This is a genomic window from Holdemania filiformis (assembly GCF_003459085.1).
Lineage (GTDB): Bacteria > Bacillota_I > Bacilli_A > Erysipelotrichales > Erysipelotrichaceae > Holdemania > Holdemania filiformis.
Map to the genome: position 1 here is coordinate 57194 of NZ_QRUP01000002.1, position 17246 is coordinate 74439.

General features: G+C 44.8%; 15 protein-coding genes. 13 read left to right on the forward strand and 2 right to left on the reverse strand.

Annotation, left to right across the window (positions count from 1 at the left end; translation table 11 throughout):
- Nucleotides 1–323 precede the first annotated feature (323 nt).
- Nucleotides 324–1553: an ATP-binding protein gene (locus DWY25_RS02325; protein WP_117893154.1), complete on the forward strand. Its 1230-nt coding sequence runs from the start codon at nucleotides 324–326 to the stop codon at nucleotides 1551–1553.
- Between the two features lie 206 nt (nucleotides 1554–1759).
- On the opposite strand, the gene DWY25_RS02330 is transcribed toward DWY25_RS02325, so the two are convergent.
- On the reverse strand, nucleotides 1760–2293 hold the full coding sequence (locus DWY25_RS02330; RefSeq protein WP_117893157.1) for a sigma factor: 534 nt from the start codon (nucleotides 2291–2293) through the stop codon (nucleotides 1760–1762).
- Between the two features lie 557 nt (nucleotides 2294–2850).
- Between DWY25_RS02330 and DWY25_RS02335 the strand changes: the two genes are divergently transcribed.
- The 6 genes from DWY25_RS02335 to DWY25_RS02355 all read left to right on the forward strand — a co-directional run bounded on the left by DWY25_RS02335 (nucleotide 2851) and on the right by DWY25_RS02355 (nucleotide 6776).
- Nucleotides 2851–4161, forward strand: coding sequence for a hypothetical protein (locus DWY25_RS02335; protein ID WP_117893160.1), 1311 nt, complete (start codon nucleotides 2851–2853; stop codon nucleotides 4159–4161).
- A 103-nt stretch (nucleotides 4162–4264) separates the two neighbouring features.
- Nucleotides 4265–4426 carry a hypothetical protein gene (locus DWY25_RS17670; RefSeq protein WP_159432770.1) on the forward strand — a complete coding sequence of 54 codons (162 nt, stop codon included), beginning with the start codon at nucleotides 4265–4267 and terminating at the stop codon, nucleotides 4424–4426.
- A gap of 345 nt (nucleotides 4427–4771) precedes the next feature.
- Entirely contained in the window at nucleotides 4772–5116 is a 345-nt protein-coding gene (locus DWY25_RS02340) for a hypothetical protein (protein ID WP_117893163.1), read from the forward strand.
- A gap of 57 nt (nucleotides 5117–5173) precedes the next feature.
- Complete coding sequence (locus DWY25_RS02345) at nucleotides 5174–5389, forward strand: YneF family protein (protein WP_117893166.1); 216 nt, start codon at nucleotides 5174–5176, stop codon at nucleotides 5387–5389.
- A gap of 156 nt (nucleotides 5390–5545) precedes the next feature.
- A complete protein-coding gene (locus DWY25_RS02350; RefSeq protein WP_117893169.1) occupies nucleotides 5546–6259 on the forward strand; it encodes a biosynthetic peptidoglycan transglycosylase in 714 nt (237 codons plus the stop codon).
- 106 nt (nucleotides 6260–6365) lie between these two features.
- Complete coding sequence (locus tag DWY25_RS02355; protein ID WP_117893172.1) at nucleotides 6366–6776, forward strand: hypothetical protein; 411 nt, start codon at nucleotides 6366–6368, stop codon at nucleotides 6774–6776.
- 74 nt (nucleotides 6777–6850) lie between these two features.
- On the opposite strand, the gene plsY is transcribed toward DWY25_RS02355, so the two are convergent.
- A complete protein-coding gene (plsY, locus tag DWY25_RS02360) occupies nucleotides 6851–7456 on the reverse strand; it encodes a glycerol-3-phosphate 1-O-acyltransferase PlsY (protein ID WP_117893174.1) in 606 nt (201 codons plus the stop codon).
- Between the two features lie 195 nt (nucleotides 7457–7651).
- On the opposite strand from plsY, the gene parE reads away from it, so the two are divergent.
- The 6 genes from parE (at nucleotide 7652) to DWY25_RS02390 (ending at nucleotide 17222) form a co-directional block, all read left to right on the forward strand.
- Nucleotides 7652–9568 carry a DNA topoisomerase IV subunit B gene (gene parE / locus DWY25_RS02365; RefSeq protein WP_117893177.1) on the forward strand — a complete coding sequence of 639 codons (1917 nt, stop codon included), beginning with the start codon at nucleotides 7652–7654 and terminating at the stop codon, nucleotides 9566–9568.
- A gap of 2 nt (nucleotides 9569–9570) precedes the next feature.
- Nucleotides 9571–12120 carry a DNA topoisomerase IV subunit A gene (gene parC, locus DWY25_RS02370; RefSeq protein WP_117893181.1) on the forward strand — a complete coding sequence of 850 codons (2550 nt, stop codon included), beginning with the start codon at nucleotides 9571–9573 and terminating at the stop codon, nucleotides 12118–12120.
- A gap of 840 nt (nucleotides 12121–12960) precedes the next feature.
- Entirely contained in the window at nucleotides 12961–13608 is a 648-nt protein-coding gene (locus tag DWY25_RS02375; protein ID WP_117893184.1) for a hypothetical protein, read from the forward strand.
- Between the two features lie 461 nt (nucleotides 13609–14069).
- Nucleotides 14070–15026 carry an NAD-dependent epimerase/dehydratase family protein gene (locus tag DWY25_RS02380; RefSeq protein WP_117893187.1) on the forward strand — a complete coding sequence of 319 codons (957 nt, stop codon included), beginning with the start codon at nucleotides 14070–14072 and terminating at the stop codon, nucleotides 15024–15026.
- A gap of 110 nt (nucleotides 15027–15136) precedes the next feature.
- Complete coding sequence (locus tag DWY25_RS02385) at nucleotides 15137–15508, forward strand: BlaI/MecI/CopY family transcriptional regulator (protein WP_181981654.1); 372 nt, start codon at nucleotides 15137–15139, stop codon at nucleotides 15506–15508.
- Nucleotides 15495–17222: a M56 family metallopeptidase gene (locus DWY25_RS02390; RefSeq protein WP_117893193.1), complete on the forward strand. Its 1728-nt coding sequence runs from the start codon at nucleotides 15495–15497 to the stop codon at nucleotides 17220–17222. Before DWY25_RS02385 ends, DWY25_RS02390 begins: the two co-directional genes overlap by 14 nt.
- Nucleotides 17223–17246: the final 24 nt, after the last annotated feature.

The window sequence follows — 17246 nt, forward strand, 5'->3', positions numbered from 1 at the left end:
ATGTAATTATCTATTCTCCTAAAACAGAACAGGGAAAGCGTGAATTGACAGAACGAGTAGCTGATATCCACGCAGACAGGGTTAATCAGTATATTGAAAAACTAAATTGTCCATCAGATCAAAAGGTGGAATTGCTGGATGCGGTCATTGCATTCGCAAAAAAAGGAAGCAGGTAAGCAAGCCTAACAAGAATTGTTTTCCTGATATTTTTCATGTTATAAGTCAAAAAATGTCATATTTTATAAAGTTTTCGACTTTCGATTCAGAAAATATAGATTTTATCTAACTTTGAGGTATAATAGAATCAAAAGAGGAGGTGCGTTATGTCTCACCTAATTAATCGACCGGAATATTTAACTCAGCTTATTCAAAATAAAGATATTGATCTTGTCAAAATCGTTACAGGTATCCGCAGATGCGGAAAATCCTCACTGCTTGATTTGTTCCATCAGTATCTAAGCACAAATAATGTACCCGATACCCACATTATTCACATGAATTTGGAATCCTTGCGTTACCGTAATCTAACGAACTATCTTTCCTTCTATGATTATGTCAGCGCACTTATTCCTGCAACAGGAAAAACATATCTCATCTTTGATGAGCTGCAAGTTGTCGAACATTGGGAAAAAGCAGTTGAATCTTTCCGTCTTGATTTCGATGTGGATATTTATATTACCGGTTCTAATGCTTATTTGCTCTCCACAGAGTTCTCTACCTTGCTGTCTGGGAGATATGTAGAGATTCGTATGTTGCCGTTGTCCTTTAAAGAGTTTCTGACCTTTTATGAATTTGAAACGGCAATCACAATGGAGGAAAAATTCCAGAAATATTTGCAGTTTGGAGGTATGCCAATTCTAAAGGAGTACCATTTCAATGAGCCAAGAAGCAATCAAGCCTTGGAAGGAATTTATTCTACGGTAGTCCTAAGAGATATTTTACAGCGTAATAATCAGGTTGATCAAAATATGCTCCATAAAATCATGCTTTTCCTTTGTTCAAATATCGGAAGCATCACATCTCCAAACAACATCGGAAATGTACTTTCCAATGAAGGTGATATTCAGCAGACCAAAGGTAAAAATGTTGCAGGAAAAACCGTTGACAAGTATATCTCTATGCTCCGTAGTGCATTTATCTTCTATTCTGTCGGACGCTATGACATAAAGGGCAAGCAGCTCTTAAAAACTCTTGGAAAGCACTATATCATTGATATGGGTTTTCGAAATATGCTTCTCGGCTATCGGGATGCTGATCGTGGACATATTATTGAAAACATTGTATTCTTGGAATTGCTTCGTCGTGATTATCGTGTTTATATCGGAAAAGTCGGAGAAATCGAAGTCGATTTTGTAGCTGAAAAACCAAATGACAAGCTTTATATTCAGGTAACAGAAAGTATGCAATCTCCGGAAACCCGTGAGCGAGAACTTCGCCCCCTTCGCATGATAAAGGATAACTATGAAAAAATTGTTCTCTCCATGGACAGAGACTTCATCACATCCTACGAAGGTATCAAATCTTTAAATTTGATTGACTGGCTGCTATCATAGCAGCCAGTCAAAAGCAGGTGAGTAAACCATTTAAGGCTTGAACACCTGCTTTTCTTATACCATAATAGCTTTGAAATATTTCTCCCAAGATTTTTTGAACATGACCTTTTCATCCTTTTCCCAGATGCGAAGTGTTCCAGGGGCAAGATGTATCATCCGTGCGAACGGTTTCTTTTTCATGCCAAGATTATCCCGATACTCTCGTATTATTTTACCCTGCCTTTTATATAAGAAACGATTGTAATCATCCACGGCGGATACCAATCAGTGCTGCAACTTTCTTTTGTATCAGTCTCATGTAGTAACGGCCCAACGGAGCCTGTCCGGTACATTGGGAATATCTTCAAGATATACCTAGGAGCATACCTTACACAACCGTCAAAAGCGGAACAAAGGATGTATATCTTCTCAGATACCTGTGCCAAAATACGCCATTTCAGTTCTTTTCTGCTCTGGGGATATTGGTTTGGAACCATAAACGCATCCGTGAGAGGATAACATACAATACAGAGGGTAACATAAGTTGCCAGCTTATGCCCTTTATCGACTTTGAACGTGTCGATCCCTTTGATCAAACCAAGCGTGCCAATGCTGATGAGGTCTTCGGTTTGTTTACGACGGATATCGAATTGCTTTACGATGTGCGCGACTAAACGAAGATTGTGTTCGATTAAATCAGCCCGCGCTTCGATGTCGCCTTTCGCCATGCATTGTAAGGCGTTTTGTTCTTCTTCCGCCATCAAAGGCTGCGGGAAGGAGGTTGTTCGGATGGAACGATAAAGCAGCTGAAGAAGATCTGAAGTATTTAAAATAGTTGTGTCCACTTGTTATCATTAACGTATGTTCAATCCGGCGATTTTAGTCGAAATTTGATGAAAATCTAAAGAAAAACAGTGGATTGATAATGTATGTATTTTAGCAATCAAGAAATAGCCAGGGCTAGAACCAGGTTTTGATAAAAATACTGTTATTAAATGAATTCACAACAAGGAAAATGTAATTTCTGATATGTAATCTTGGAATTATTGCGTCATGATTTTTATACTGGTAAAGCTGTAGAAACTCAAGTTGATTTAGTAGCTACAAAGCTCTTGATGGAGGTAACAGAAAGCAGGCGATTAAAACCAAGGACTTGATATCGTAGAGATTTTGTGTCCTATAAATTCAATAATTCTTACATTTTGCTTTGTATTGATAAATTTGTGATATGATTTTATAAATAGAATTCCCAAATATTACCATTTTTCAATATAATCTGTGATAGAATATAACCGGAATTTTTGGAGGGGGAACGAACATGTTTGCGAATAACAAAATGCGGGAAAACAGTGGACGTCTTATCAAGATCTATCGTGAACGAATGCATCAGGGATCTAAAGATAAACGTTTCAGCTGTAACGAATTTATCTTGGCAACCAAGGATCATCCTTTTTATGAAATCGTTGAGGGTGAACCAGTTTGTTCCAGAGCTACATTAAACCGTTTAGAGCGAGGACAGATTATCAAGGATGACGAGTTATATGTTTTCTTTATTGAGAAGCTGGGTTTTAAGGTCGATGACTTTCCGGGGGTGATGTCTCAAGTTGATTTAATCAGCGATGAATTATTTGAAGCTGTAGAATTATATGATATCAAAAAAATAAAGGAAATTGATCATAAAATAGAGATTTTATTTACTAGAGCTAAACATTATTTCTATTATGGTGATATTTATGAAATTTTTAAAATCATAATACAATATTATTTGTTTGCAGAATACCCTAATAGTGCGACTGCAGAAAGAATGTTTTATACGAGCTTTTTATTAAGTTCAAAAATAGATGAAATACTTAAAAATATATTATTTGATTATTTTTTCTTCCGAGAAATGAATATGTCTTACTCTGAGAAAATATCAGAACAATTAATTGATTATAAAAATGGATCGCAAATTTCAACCGTTTATATAGTTTTCTGGCTAATCTATAAAGAAAGATTATTAGACGCCTTACGCTATACTGAGCAGGGAATCGTTTATTTTACTAAATTAAATAGCATATATTATTTAGGTATTTTATATTATACTAAAGCGTTAGCTTTGCATACCGGCAACAAAGATAATGTGAAAAATTACTTTGATAAATCTATAGAATACTTATCCAAGTGTGGTGGTCGATTAGCTGAAAAAAAACTTAAAGAAAATTATTTTAATGTAGGTTATCATTATTATTTTGATAAAGACTATCTGTTGGCTAAGGAATACTTTGAAAAGTTCTTAAGTTATAAGCCTAAGTTTACAGCTCATATCTTACATATTTTAGAGTGTTTTGAAGAACTAAATTTACCAATAGATACGGCATTATTCAGACAGATCCATTTAGAAGATCCGAATGATAATAGTACTTGTAAAATTTTCTATGAGTATTTTTCAATGAAAATAAATAATGCTCCTGCTAAAGACTTACAAAATTATATCATGACAGATATTCATAGATTATTGATAAATCAATATCGATCAGAAAGTATTTTAAGCTATTTTAAGTCTGAATTATCAAAATTAGTAAAAATAACGAAAAAATATAAAGATATTGATAGTTTCAACGATTTTACTTCGCATAAAATTGCTTGATATGTAAAGATTTAGTGATTCAAATATTCTGCTTTTTGAAATGTAACAAAAACATATAAAATGCAATTTTTATTATATAATAAATCCGTTGAAAGGAGGAAATATGAAGAAAGTATTGTTAAGCGCATTAGCTTTAGTAGCGTTATGCGTATTGTGTACACCAGTGAGTGCTGAAGAAACAGACCCAGAAGGTTGCTCTGTTGAACATCCAGAATTGTGCATTGAACCAGCGGGTTGCACAGCACCAGATTGCATGTTTGGTTAATCTATAAATTAACTGAATTGCATAAAATCAACAACAATGTTTATTATGGCGAAGTAATGGGGGCTTCATTCTACGGGAAAACGAGAGAACGGAACAAGTTGGATGAACTAAGTTGCAGAAACATAATAAACCGGACCGCTACAGTGAGAATAAAAACATAATCGATATTTATTTGATGTCTTGCTTGTAGAAAAATGATAAAAATTGGTGAGTGATCAGTCTATTATATAGGTGCAAAACTGATCACAAGTAGCGACGGTGAATCGGATAGGGAGTCGGATTCACCGTTTTTCTTGTTCGACAATTTATTTAAAGGCCAGCTGTTATATTAAACAGGGTGAGAAGATGATTAAAGGATATATAATCCGCGACGAGTTTATTTCCGTCATGAAAAACAGTACGTCGGTTCTTGGCTGGATGGAAGGGCGTTCTGAATATCAAGCTCAGCTGGCTGCGATACTGATCGCGCCGGATGTCATTTTCCAACAGCTGAAGACACGCTTTCAATATCGGGACGATATGTTTCTGGTGCCGGATAAAATAACTTATTATAACTCGTTGACGCAGCGGACAAGCACGCTGGAAAAAAAGCAATGGCATCTGGTTCTTTCAGATAAGGCGGAATACCCGTTTCTGTATGAATTGAAGCAACTGCGGGGGACGTTGGTTCTGTCGGAAATAGACTTGTAAAATAGACTGAAAAACGATACAATAAGTACGATAATCACAAAGATAGGTGGTGTAATAATGGGAAATGAATTCTTGAGTTCAATCATGTTTCTGCTTTTAGGATTACTTATTGGAGGCGGTCTGGGTTTCTTCTTCACGCGCCGTTATTTTGAAAAGCAGTTGAAGGAACATCCTCCAGTCAATGAGAAGATGATTCGCGCCATGTTCCTGCAGATGGGACGGAAGCCGTCGGAAGCTCAGATCCGGGCTATTATGAAGTCCATGGGACAGTAACTGAACCTTGGAAAGAAGGAAATAAAAAGCTGATAAGCAAGGCGATATGATCGCCGGGCCTGTCAGTTTTTTTATTGGATTTTGGTGACGGGAACATGACTAAAGTGTAAGGGTGTAGGCAGGATTTGCGTGTTATAATGCGGTCAGGTGATAAAGATGAAAGTGATAAAACGTTTCGTGCTTGTTCTGTTAGTCCTGCTTTTGATCGGCGCGGGATGGCTGACAGCTTCAGGCTATCAGCGATATAAAGAAGCGATCGCCGAAGTTCCGCTAGCGGAGAAAATCGAGGCAGTGAAACAACGTGAAGATTATACGCCGCTGGACCAGATCAGTCCGGATTTTGTCAACGCCGTCGTCGCAGTGGAGGACCGCCGCTTTTATACCCGAAAGGGGATTGATGTGATCTCTCTGGGGCGGGCCTTGCTGACAAACCTGATCTCCGGTGAAGTAAAGGAAGGTGGCAGCACGATTCCCCAGCAGCTGGCGAAAAACTTGTATTTTACGCATAAACCGTCATTGACACGGAAAATCGCGGAGGTGTTCTTCCTCTACGATCTGGAGGCGGCTTATTCCAAAGATGAGATTCTCGCCTTTTATGTCAATGTCATCTATTACGGGGACGGACACTACGGCATTGCCCAGGCCAGTCACGGATATTTTGATAAAGAACCTTCCGAGCTGACGCTGGCTGAAGCGACTTTACTGGCCGGCTTGCCGCAGTCGCCGAGCCGTTATCAGCTCAGCTCCGGCAAAGATCTGGCGCTGCATCGTCAGCAGCAGGTTTTAGAAGCAATGCAGGCTGTCGGCTTGATCGACGCGGCGCAAAGTCAGGCCGCTTTGGAGTGGTCATCCAACTATTTAGGCATGTAACTGAATAATTTATTACACCTTTCTTAAATTGACATGAAGCATTCCTTAATCCTCTATCTATTTAAAGCCGGGATCGGTATAATCTAAGAGGTAGGAGGTTCTGTCTATGAAAAGGTCAGTTTTGCCTTTCTTGTTTTTCTGCGTGTTTCTGATCAGCGCAGGATGCGGCAGCCAGCCTAAAAACGCGGTAGCTACGGATTATTCCGTTAAATCCCAGGCCGAGATCAGCGTCAGCAACGATGGATTTCCAATCTCGATCAGCAATCTGCTGGATCGGTTTAAGAGCTATGATTTTTATGAAACGTTGAATCTGGAAACGATCAGCGCCGAACAGATCGGTTCGCTCGCGGCGTCAGATGCGACTTTATATATTGTTGAAGGATCCGCAGAAGCCCGTGAAGAAAAAGTGCTGGACACCCATTATCATATCTATTATTACGATCAGCTGATGATCATTTATAATGGTGCGAACGATGTGATTCTCCAGGCGTTGAATGAACAGCTCAACGGCGAATGACAGGCATTTGAATCGACGATAAAATAAAAACTCGCTTTCAGATGAAAACGAGCTTTTTTCTGATTGATCGTCAGTTACATCCAGGAGATTTTCTTTTCCTCGTGGTTGCGAATCCGTTCGATATTGGCTTTGTGGCGGTAAGTGACAAACGCCCAGAGAATCCAGATCGAGACGGTGATCATGAGATCGGACTGGGTCAGCGTCGTGATGAGCGCCGCGCTGGCGATGCCGATGATGGACGACAGCGATACCATCTTCCAGATCTTTAAGGTGATCATGAAGATCACAAACGGAATCACAAACATCTGGATCGGTTCATGGGTCACGAACAGGCCGGCAGCCAGCAGATAACCGAACGTCGTCGCGACCGCTTTGCCGCCCTTGAAATTGGCGAAGATCGGGAAGCAATGTCCCGCGCAGCAGGCCAGCCCCGCATAGACCGCGGCTTCCGGAACAAACAAGACGCACAGGCCAACAACGAAGAAGGCTTTCAAGCCATCCAGGATGATCACGGTGACGCCCGCTTTCTTTCCCAGCACGCGGCCGGCGTTGGTGCCGCCCAGATTGCCGGAGCCAAAATTACGAACGTCGGTTTTATAGAAGACTTTGCCGATGACTAACGCCCAGGGAATCGATCCAAAAAGATAACCCAGGACCACCGCAAAAAGAATTTTTATCATTTCCTCTTCACTCCTTCGCTCCTATTTTATCATAAAAACCGGGCGCGTAAACTTTTATTTTAAGCCGTTTTTGTGTATAATCTAATTTATGGCAGATTGGAATGAAGGCGGCGGGGAAAGGCTAAGTTCAGGAAAATCGGGCTGAAACGGAAAGGAGAAAGAGTAGGATTTTTTCTTCTCTAATCGTGATAGAACATGGCTAAAACACAGAAATACGATGAGAATTCAATTCAGATCCTGGAAGGATTGGAAGCGGTCAGAAAACGTCCGGGGATGTATATCGGGTCGACGGATTCGCGCGGACTGCACCATCTGGTCTGGGAAACCGTCGATAACGCGATTGACGAAGCGCTCAACGGCTTCGGCAAGAAAATAACGATCACGCTGGAAAAAAGCGGCGCGGTCTGCGTTGAGGATGAGGGCCGCGGGATGCCGATCGGCATGCATGCCAGCGGCGTTCCGACGATTCAGGTTATTTTTACCGTCCTGCATGCGGGCGGCAAGTTTTCATCCGAAGGGGGATATAAGACCTCCGGCGGTCTGCACGGCGTCGGCGCGTCAGTGGTCAACGCTTTAAGCGAATGGGTTGAGGTGACAGTCTGCCAGGAAGGTCAGATGGTTTCCATGCGCTTTGAGGATGGCGGCAAGAAGGTCGGCAAGCTCGAAAAACTTGGCAAAAGCACCAAGACCGGCAGTAAGATTCGGTTTATGCCGGACAAGCGGATCTTCTCGACGATCGAATTCAATGCCGGCTTGATCTGCGAGCGGGCGCGGGAAAACGCGTTCCTATTGAAGAATATTACGATGGTTGTGAAGGACGAACGTTCCGGCAAGACGGAAACGTTCCATTATGAAGATGGCTTAAAGGCTTTTTTGGAGTATCTGCATGAGGATCGGACGGTGCTGCATGATCCGGTGGTGTTTACCGGAATGGCGAATGACATTGAGGTGCAGTGCGCGTTTCAGTACACGGATGATTACCAGGAAAGCATGGTTTCCTTTGTCAACCTCGTCCGCACCAAGGACGGGGGCACGCATGAAATGGGCTTCAGAACGGCGTTCACTAAGGCGTTTAACGATTATGCGCGGAAGCTCGGCTTGTTAAAAGAAAAAGATAAAAACTTTGAAGGCAGCGACGTGCGCGAAGGTTTGACGTCGATCGTGTCGGTGTCGATTCCGGAAAATCTGCTTCAGTTTGAAGGGCAGACCAAAGGTAAGCTGGGCACCGCGGAAGCGAAAAGCGCGGTCGAAAGTCTTGTCGGCGATAAACTGAGCTTTTATCTGGAAGAAAACAAAGAGCTTTCGACGATGCTGATCAAGAAGATGCAGAAAGCGTCCCAGGCCCGGGAGGCGGCGCGAAAAGCGCGTGAAGAAGCGCGGAAGGGCAAGAAGGCCGGCAAAAGTGAAAAGGTGCTTTCCGGCAAGCTGGCGCCGGCGCAGTCCAAGGATGCGTCCCGCAAAGAATTGTTTTTAGTGGAAGGCGATTCCGCCGGCGGTTCTGCCAAGCAGGGCCGCGATTCCAAGTATCAGGCGATCCTGCCGCTGCGCGGTAAGGTGCTGAATACGGAAAAGGCGGGACTGTCCGAAATTGAAAAGAACGAAGAATTGAATACGATCGTTCATGCCCTGGGCGCGGGGATCGGTTCCGGCTTCGATTACTCCGACAGCAATTACAACAAAATCATTATCATGACCGATGCCGATACCGACGGCGCGCATATCCAGGTGCTGCTCTTGACGTTCTTTTACCGCTACATGCGGCCGTTGATCGAGCATGGCATGGTGTACATCGCCCTGCCGCCGTTATATAAGGTTACCAAGGGCAAGCAGCTGCGCTATGCCTACACTGACGAGGAACTGGACGAGGTGAAGCAGCAGTGGGGCAAGGTTGAGATTCAGCGCTACAAAGGTTTGGGCGAAATGAACGCTTCCCAGCTGTGGGAAACGACGATGGACCCTGAATCCCGGACGCTGATTCAGGTTTCGATTGAAGACGCGGTTCAGGCGGAGCGCAACGTTTCCATTTTGATGGGCGACAAAGCGAATCTGCGCCGCACCTGGATCGAGCAGAACGTTGCGTTTACGCTGGAAGATACGTTTAAGGTGGAATAAGGATGAAGAAGAAAGAAAATAAAGCACCCGAAAAAGAACCCAGCCTGGTGATTTCCCCGTTAGAGGAGATCATGGGCGAGCGGTTTGGCCGTTACTCCAAATACATTATTCAGGAACGTGCGCTGCCGGATGCCCGCGACGGATTGAAGCCGGTTCAGCGGAGGATTCTGTACGCGATGTATCATGATGGCAACACGTTTGATCATCAGCATCGCAAATCGGCGAAAACCGTCGGCCTGGTCATTGGTAATTACCATCCCCACGGCGACAGTTCGGTCTACGACGCAATGGTGCGGATGTCGCAGGATTGGAAGATCCGCATGCCTTTGATCGATATGCATGGCAACAACGGTTCGATCGACGATGACCCGGCGGCGGCGATGCGATATACCGAAGCACGGCTGGCGAAAATCGCCGGAACGCTGCTGGAGGATATCGACAAGGACACGGTCCTGTTCGCGCCGAACTTCGACGATACGGAGAATGAACCGACCGTCCTGCCGGCCCGCTTTCCGGTTCTGCTGGTCAACGGGGCGACGGGGATTGCAGCGGGTTATGCGACCAACATCCCGCCGCACAATCTGAGCGAAGTGATCGACGCGGCGATCTACCGGATGCAGCGGCCCAAGTGTTCGCTGGAGGAACTGATGGAAATCCTGCCGGGACCGGACTTTCCGACCGGCGGCATCGTCATGGGCAAAAAAGGGATTGTCGACGCCTTCACCACCGGCAAGGGCCGGGTCGTCATCCGCGCCCGCACGGAGATTGTCACGGGCAAGACGTGCAATCAGATTATTATCCGTGAAATTCCGTATGAGGTCATCAAATCGTCGATGGTCCGCAAAATGGACGATATCCGGCTTTCCCGCGAAATTGAAGGAATCATGGATATCCGTGATGAAACGGACCGGACCGGTCTGCGGATTGTCATCGATGTGAAAAAGGATGCCGATCCCAATGTGATCCTGAATTATTTCTATAAGAATACAGATTTACAGATCTATTACAGCTACAATATGGTGTCGATCGTCAACAAACGGCCGGTTCAGATGGGCTTGATCGGGATGTTGGACGCCTTCATCGCGCACCGTGAGGAGGTTGTGCTGCGCCGCAGCCGCTACCTTTATAATAAGATGGAGGAACGCTGCCACATCTTAGAGGGTTTGATGAAAGCCGTGTCGATCATGGATGAGGTGATCGCCGTCATCCGGCAGTCGAAGGATAAGGGCGACGCCAAGCGCAATCTGACGGAATCGTTTGGTTTCAGCGAAACCCAGGCCGAAGCGATTGTCACCCTGCGGCTGTATCGTTTGACGTCGACCGATATCGTGGCGCTGCGTGAGGAATTTGCGCAGTTAGTCAACGAAATGGAAATGCTGAAAACGATTTTGGAAAGCGAAACCGTCTTAAAGAGCGTTCTGATCAAGGAACTGCGCGAGATCAAAAAGGAATATGCCGACCCGCGCCGCAGCGAGATTCAGGCGGAGGTTGAGGAAATCGTCATTGATAAGACCGCGATGATTCCTAATGAACGCGTCATGATCACCGCGTCCCGCGATGGGTATGTCAAACGGGTATCGCTGCGTTCCTACGGAGCCAGCGACAACGCGATGACCGGCTTGAAGGAAGGCGACGTGCTTGTCGGACAGCTGGAAGTCGATACGCTCGATACGCTGTTGTTATTCACAAGCAAAGGGAATTACGCGCATCTGCCGGTGTATCAGATCGACGAAGCGAAGTGGAAGGACGTCGGCTCGCATCTGAATAAATATGTCAGCATCGACGGCGACGATAAAATCATCAATGCGATTGTTGTCAAAAACTTCTCCAGCTACGCCTGGATTGTGACCGTCAGCCGGCGCGGACAGGTCAAGAAAACACCGATCAGTCAGTGGCAGGTGCAGCGCAACAACAAGATGATGACCGCGATGAATCTCAAGAAAGACGACGAGATGATGCGGGCGTTTGTTGTGTATGCGCACGAGGATCTGATCATGATCAGCCGCAGCGGCTGGATCAGCCGGTATTCCTCGGATCTGGTACCGGCCAACGGCACCAAGTCACAGGGCGTCAAGGCACTGAATCTGGCGAAGGACGACACGCTGGCGGCGGCCTGCAGCTACAGCGACGAACGTCAGAGCCTGTGGGTATTGTCGGATAAGGGCAATATGAAACGGATCAAGATGAGCGACATCAACGTCACCGGGCGTCCGGTCAAAGGTGAAATCGTTGTGAAACGCTTGAAGACCAACCCTTACCATATCGCCTACTGTCAATGCGTGCAGCCGTATGACAGTCTGATGCTGATGGATCCGCAGCTGCAGATTCTTCAGGCGAAAGACGTGCCGATGATGAGCCGGGAAGCAACCTTCTCCACGCCGCTGGAACTGAAAAAGGACTGGGGTCTGATCAAGGGGATTGAGGAAGTGCGGATCGTCGATCATCCGGTCGGCGAAGACGAGATTCCGTTTGAAGACTATGATGAAGAATCAGAAGCGGATGAAAAAGTTCATTCCGATATTGAAATGATGAGTTTGTTTGAAGAAGAATAAGGAAGGTCCGGCGTAAGCCGGGCTTTTCTTTTGCGGTGCAGAAGTTTGTGGCTGGCAGTAAATTCCGGCAGACTTGAACAAACGTTCGTCGTCAAAGGATGGACGAAATCAATTTCTTTCGTTTCATTTTTGCCAATATATATCGTTTACTCTTTTCGGCTTGCAGTGCCGTGTTTTGATTTGAGCCTTTTTATTATAAATTCTTGTTTATTTTTCAGCCTTGTTCCCAGTGAATAATAACGGATTAACTCAGAAAGGAAAGAAAAAGGTTGAAATTCCATCAGGAATGCCTATACTAAAGGTGTAAGGTGTTGCTGAAAGGCGGCACCCGTCATGAGCTACCTTTTACGGTGGCGGCGGACAGATGAGCGCTGATGCTTTTGGTAGATGCTGCAGCGCTTTTTGTATTATAGGTAGTAGGAATAAAGTATCCTACTCAATATAGAATTAGATGAGTATAAAATATTGAGATTGAGAAGAAATCATGCCGGTGATGTTTAGTTAAGCTTAGTATCTCATCGTAGTATCAGAAGTTAGAAGAAGCCTGCCAACAAAATGTCAGAGTATTTTTAAAGCAATTTATTCAAAAAGAGAAATCAGCGAAAAAGGCATGACAAAACACGCTTTGGCGACGTTGATACCAATAAGACAGCGCATAGAGACACCTTTTGAAAAGTGAATGGGAAATGAGATCAGTTTCAGCTTGAACAACAAGCGGATCAAATCATGACGGATTGCCATGATTTCCGGTTCCAATCGTATATTAGGAGGAAATAAATTTATGAAAAAGTATAAAATCTTAAAGCCATGGGAATTTCTTATAATTGAGGATCAGTGATAATGATCCGTAAAATTTTGAGTTGTATAAACAAATTGATGTCTAGTGGTCGCGGATGGGTTTGTGAAATTTTCTTTCTTATCATTGTAATTAGCTTGTTTATACAGAAGTTCGCTGTCAATAATAACTCTTTTCCTGTGATATTGACGATGGATAGTTTAGGCTATGAAAATTCGATTACGGAAAAAGTTAATCGTATAATTTATAGAAAAGATATCAATCTGTATGAATTAAGAGTAGCTAATACAAAGGATGTAGGGGGAGATAGTTATCAATTCATTACCGTAAAATTGTATGATACTAATGATGTTAACCGCGCAGAGAAAATTTTACTAGAAGAAATGCTATCTATAAAAAAGATTGAGCAGGAATGGTTATCAGAGTGTAAGGGGAATTGTGTTTCTTTTAATGAAATAAAAAACATAGAAATGGATAAAGACTTTATTAGACTTGATGGTGATGAATGGAATGTAGAAAAAGCATACGCACTCTATGATTATGACAGTTATCCAAATAAGAAATATTATAGAAATTATGTGTTTCTTCTAAAACAGAATAGAGTATTAGTTTTGGAGTTTAGTGTTTCTTTCCCAATGACCCATGAAAGAGTAAATGTTTTAAAAGGTTTAATTGATTCAGATCCTTTTTAATAAATGAATTGTAAAGGAAAAATTAATGTTATCACTGCTTTCCGTGTTTTTAGTGTGTGGAATGTATTCAATTAACGTATTAGCAGCGACTCATTTGAACGAGGCAGAGCCAGAAATTAGAATAACAGAATTGATTGGACAGAAAATGGATTAGAAAGCGCTGTACTTATTCAAAGAGATATTAGCGGTTAGTCAAAATCTAATATAGACCTTTTGTAAAACTTAATTTAAGTTCTACAGGTGAAAGTATTCATTTTGAAAGAATGGGTATGACTGGCTATGATTATAACGATGGGGGTATTGTTCATAAAGAAAAAAATGCCGAAGGCTCTTTTTCGGGAATAAGCTGCGATGGGGATTCTGTTATTCTGCATATAGGATAATTATGCAGGAAGAACCAATTGGAAAACTGGAAATTGTTCAGGCTGATGATATAATAAACCTGAAAAAGGAGATCATTCATGCGAAAAGTATTGATTTTAGGCGGCAGTTATTTTATCGGCAGACGGATTACAGAACAGTGTTTGGAAGACGGCTGGGAGGTTTCGTTATTAAACCGCGGCAGTAAGCCGTGGACAGGGAGACCGGTAACGCAGCTGACCTGCGATCGGGAAGACGCGGCAGCGATGAAACAAACGTTAAAAGGCAGAACTTTCGACGCGGTGATCGACGTATCGGGATTAAACCAGAAGCAGATTGAGATCTGCTGCGAAAGTCTGGATTGCTCGGTTAAACACTGGATATTCATCAGTTCCAGCGCAGTTTATGACGTAGACCGGTGCGCGCTGCCGATTTTAGAAACGGAGCCGTTAGGAGAAAATCCATACTGGGGACAATATGGTACCGATAAAATCGCGGCGGAAAGCGCGCTGACGGCATTTTGCCAAAAGCATAACATCGCGCTGTCGATTCTGCGGCCGCCCTATATGTATGGGGAATATAATTATGTGCAGCGGGAAAGCTTCATTTTTGATCACCTGATGCGGAATCAGCCGATTTTGATCCCGGCCGCGGATAATCGCATTCAATTCTGTTACACCGGTGATTTAGCCAAGATCGTCACGACTTTGTTAGCGTGCCTGAAACAAGGAATTGAGGTCTACAATGTCGGCGATCAGCAGGGAGTGAGCTTCAGCGAGTGGATTCAACAGTGCGCTGACGTCTGCGGAACGCAGGCGAAGATCATCCCGGTTCATGACGCAAACTGGAAGGCCAAAGATTACTTCCCGTTCCGCGATTACGATAACGTGCTGGATGTGACGAAGATTCATCAGATTGTGCCGGAAGACACTTCGTTTGAAACCGGCCTGACGCGAGCCTATCAATGGTTTTGCGAGCATCGCGGTGAGATTGTGTTTAAGCCCAAGCTGGCAGCCAATGAAAAACAAATTCTAAGAGAAATGGGAATCCAGGAATAAACAGAGCGTCCGGCACAAGCCGGACGTTTTTATGAATTCGCTTGACAGGACAGGATTACAATTGTAATATATAAATGTATTACAATTGTAATCTGAAGGGAGGGACGTTGATGAACGCCGAAAAAATCACAGATGCTGAATTAGAAGTACTCAAAGTTCTGTGGCTGCGGGAACCCTTGACCGCGAATCAGATTGTCGAGGAGGTTTCCAAACAAAAGGACTGGAATGCCAAGACAATCCGTACGTTAATCCACCGCTGCGAGGAAAAGCAGGCCGTGACAGCTGACCGCAGCTCGCGTGAAATTCTATACAGTCCGGCGATCAGCCGCCGGGATTATACGCGGCAGACGCAGAAAAGTCTGGCCGATAAGCTGTTCAACGGTTCGATGAGCCGAATGATGCTGAACTTTATGGAAGAAGTCCAGCTGAATGAAGACGAGCTGGAAGAACTGAAGGAAATGATCCGCGATGCTGAAAAATAGTCTGCAGCGGCTTTTGGAAATCTCGTTGATGATCAGTCCGCTGATTATCTTCATCTTCCTGCTGAGAAAAAATATTCTGCGCCGGCTTGGCCCAACTGCCCGGCTGTTGTTGTGGCTTCCGTTAATCATTCAGCTGATCGTTCCGGTTTCCTGGCAAACCCGGCGCAGTCCTTATCAGCTGGTTGCGGACGAAGTCCAGCTGAATCTGTTGACCCACGAGTCTTCCTATCAGGAAATTCCACTGGAAGAAATGACAGAGGAAAAGAGAACGGCCGCGGAATTCCATGATCCCTCTCCTGTCGTTAAAGCCGATCTGATAATGGATAGTGCGGTGAAGATCTGGCTGGGCGGGATCGCGGTTCTGATCTTAGTGAATTTTATTTCGCAGCTTCGTCTGCGCCGGCGGCTGCAGGCCCACGGTTGCGCCGATGAAAAAACAGTGCAGATTCGTGAATTGCTGGCCCATGCGGGATGCCGGAATGTGGCGGTGTTGGAAAGTCCGGAAATCACCAGCTGCGCTGTCTATGGACATCTATTTCCGCGGCTGATCATCAGCGAGCGCTGGGCAGACTGGCCGGCGGAAGATCAGGAGCTGATGATCCGGCATGAATGTCTGCATCTACGTTATGGTCATCCGTGGCTGTGCGGGATTCTGCGGCTTGTTGAGATCCTCTATTGGTTTAATCCGCTGGTCTGGTTGATGATGAGAGAAATCCGGCAGGATCTTGAATTGCAGATCGACGATCGTCTGCTGAAAAATCAGCCGCAGCCGGTTCGCTGTCATTATGCCGCGATGATTTTAAACGCGGCGGCAGGACCGCGGCATAAAGCGCTGCAAGGACTCAGCGGCAGCGAGGAAAAGCAGCAGCTGAAAGAACGCCTCAGCCAGATTTTAAGGAAGAACCGGATATCGGGGCTGATTGCGGGATTGATCGTCATCTGTTTGTGCGGTTTGTGCGGAGCGATGCTGCTGAAACCTAAGCCGTTAGCGACGCGGGAAGGCACCGTGGCCCTCGACGTGATCGGGCTGCAGGCGTATGAATACTCCGTTTATGCGCAGTCGCCGGAAGTTCATTATCAATGCCAGGGAAAGCCATCCGCGCTGGAGCAGCTTGATGAAATGACGATTCATGCAGGAATCGACACAGCTACGTTAATTCAGGATGGGAAAACCGTGAGCTTACAAACGCTCGCTTTCGGCCAGGCGGAAGCTGAAATTCAGTGGACGCTGCCGGAAACGAACGGACTGGCCTGCAGCGGTAAGGAAACCCGGCTGTCGTTGCTTGTCAGCGGTCTGCCACATGACCAACCCTCTCCGCAATTGCCGGAAAAAGCGGTGCAAAAAGGCGCTCAGCCGCCGCTTGAAAATCCAATCGTGCTGTGCCGGTGGGGCTGTTACGCAGGTCATCAGGCCACGGATGCGACGGATCCGGACAATGATCAGGCGGCTGTGTTGGCGGTCGCGGATGGCGTCGTGACGGAAGTCAGCTATTCGTCGATGAACGGGAAATTTCTGGTCATCGATCATGGCGACGAGGTGCTCAGCTATTATATTCATCTGGGCGATATCCAAGTTGAAGAAGGTCAGAACGTCAAGCGGGGTGAAAAAGTGGGAATCATAGGTTCCACTGGAAAATCTCCGTATATCCACGTCCATTTCTTTCTGATGGTTGACGGCCTTCGCGTCAATTCGGATATTCTGTTCCGCCGCTAACAGTTTGTCTTCCACCGCTTGATC

Bases quoted from the DNA above. Each gene is read 5' to 3' on its own strand.
- DWY25_RS02325 (WP_117893154.1), top strand. From the start codon at position 324: ATGTCTCACCTAATTAATCGACCGGAATATTTAACTCAGCTTATTCAA.
- DWY25_RS02330 (WP_117893157.1), bottom strand. From the start codon at position 2,293: ATGGCGGAAGAAGAACAAAACGCCTTACAATGCATGGCGAAAGGCGAC.
- DWY25_RS02335 (WP_117893160.1), top strand. From the start codon at position 2,851: ATGTTTGCGAATAACAAAATGCGGGAAAACAGTGGACGTCTTATCAAG.
- DWY25_RS17670 (WP_159432770.1), top strand. From the start codon at position 4,265: ATGAAGAAAGTATTGTTAAGCGCATTAGCTTTAGTAGCGTTATGCGTA.
- DWY25_RS02340 (WP_117893163.1), top strand. From the start codon at position 4,772: ATGATTAAAGGATATATAATCCGCGACGAGTTTATTTCCGTCATGAAA.
- DWY25_RS02345 (WP_117893166.1), top strand. From the start codon at position 5,174: ATGGGAAATGAATTCTTGAGTTCAATCATGTTTCTGCTTTTAGGATTA.
- DWY25_RS02350 (WP_117893169.1), top strand. From the start codon at position 5,546: ATGAAAGTGATAAAACGTTTCGTGCTTGTTCTGTTAGTCCTGCTTTTG.
- DWY25_RS02355 (WP_117893172.1), top strand. From the start codon at position 6,366: ATGAAAAGGTCAGTTTTGCCTTTCTTGTTTTTCTGCGTGTTTCTGATC.
- plsY (WP_117893174.1), bottom strand. From the start codon at position 7,456: ATGATAAAAATTCTTTTTGCGGTGGTCCTGGGTTATCTTTTTGGATCG.
- parE (WP_117893177.1), top strand. From the start codon at position 7,652: ATGGCTAAAACACAGAAATACGATGAGAATTCAATTCAGATCCTGGAA.
- parC (WP_117893181.1), top strand. From the start codon at position 9,571: ATGAAGAAGAAAGAAAATAAAGCACCCGAAAAAGAACCCAGCCTGGTG.
- DWY25_RS02375 (WP_117893184.1), top strand. From the start codon at position 12,961: ATGATCCGTAAAATTTTGAGTTGTATAAACAAATTGATGTCTAGTGGT.
- DWY25_RS02380 (WP_117893187.1), top strand. From the start codon at position 14,070: ATGCGAAAAGTATTGATTTTAGGCGGCAGTTATTTTATCGGCAGACGG.
- DWY25_RS02385 (WP_181981654.1), top strand. From the start codon at position 15,137: ATGAACGCCGAAAAAATCACAGATGCTGAATTAGAAGTACTCAAAGTT.
- DWY25_RS02390 (WP_117893193.1), top strand. From the start codon at position 15,495: ATGCTGAAAAATAGTCTGCAGCGGCTTTTGGAAATCTCGTTGATGATC.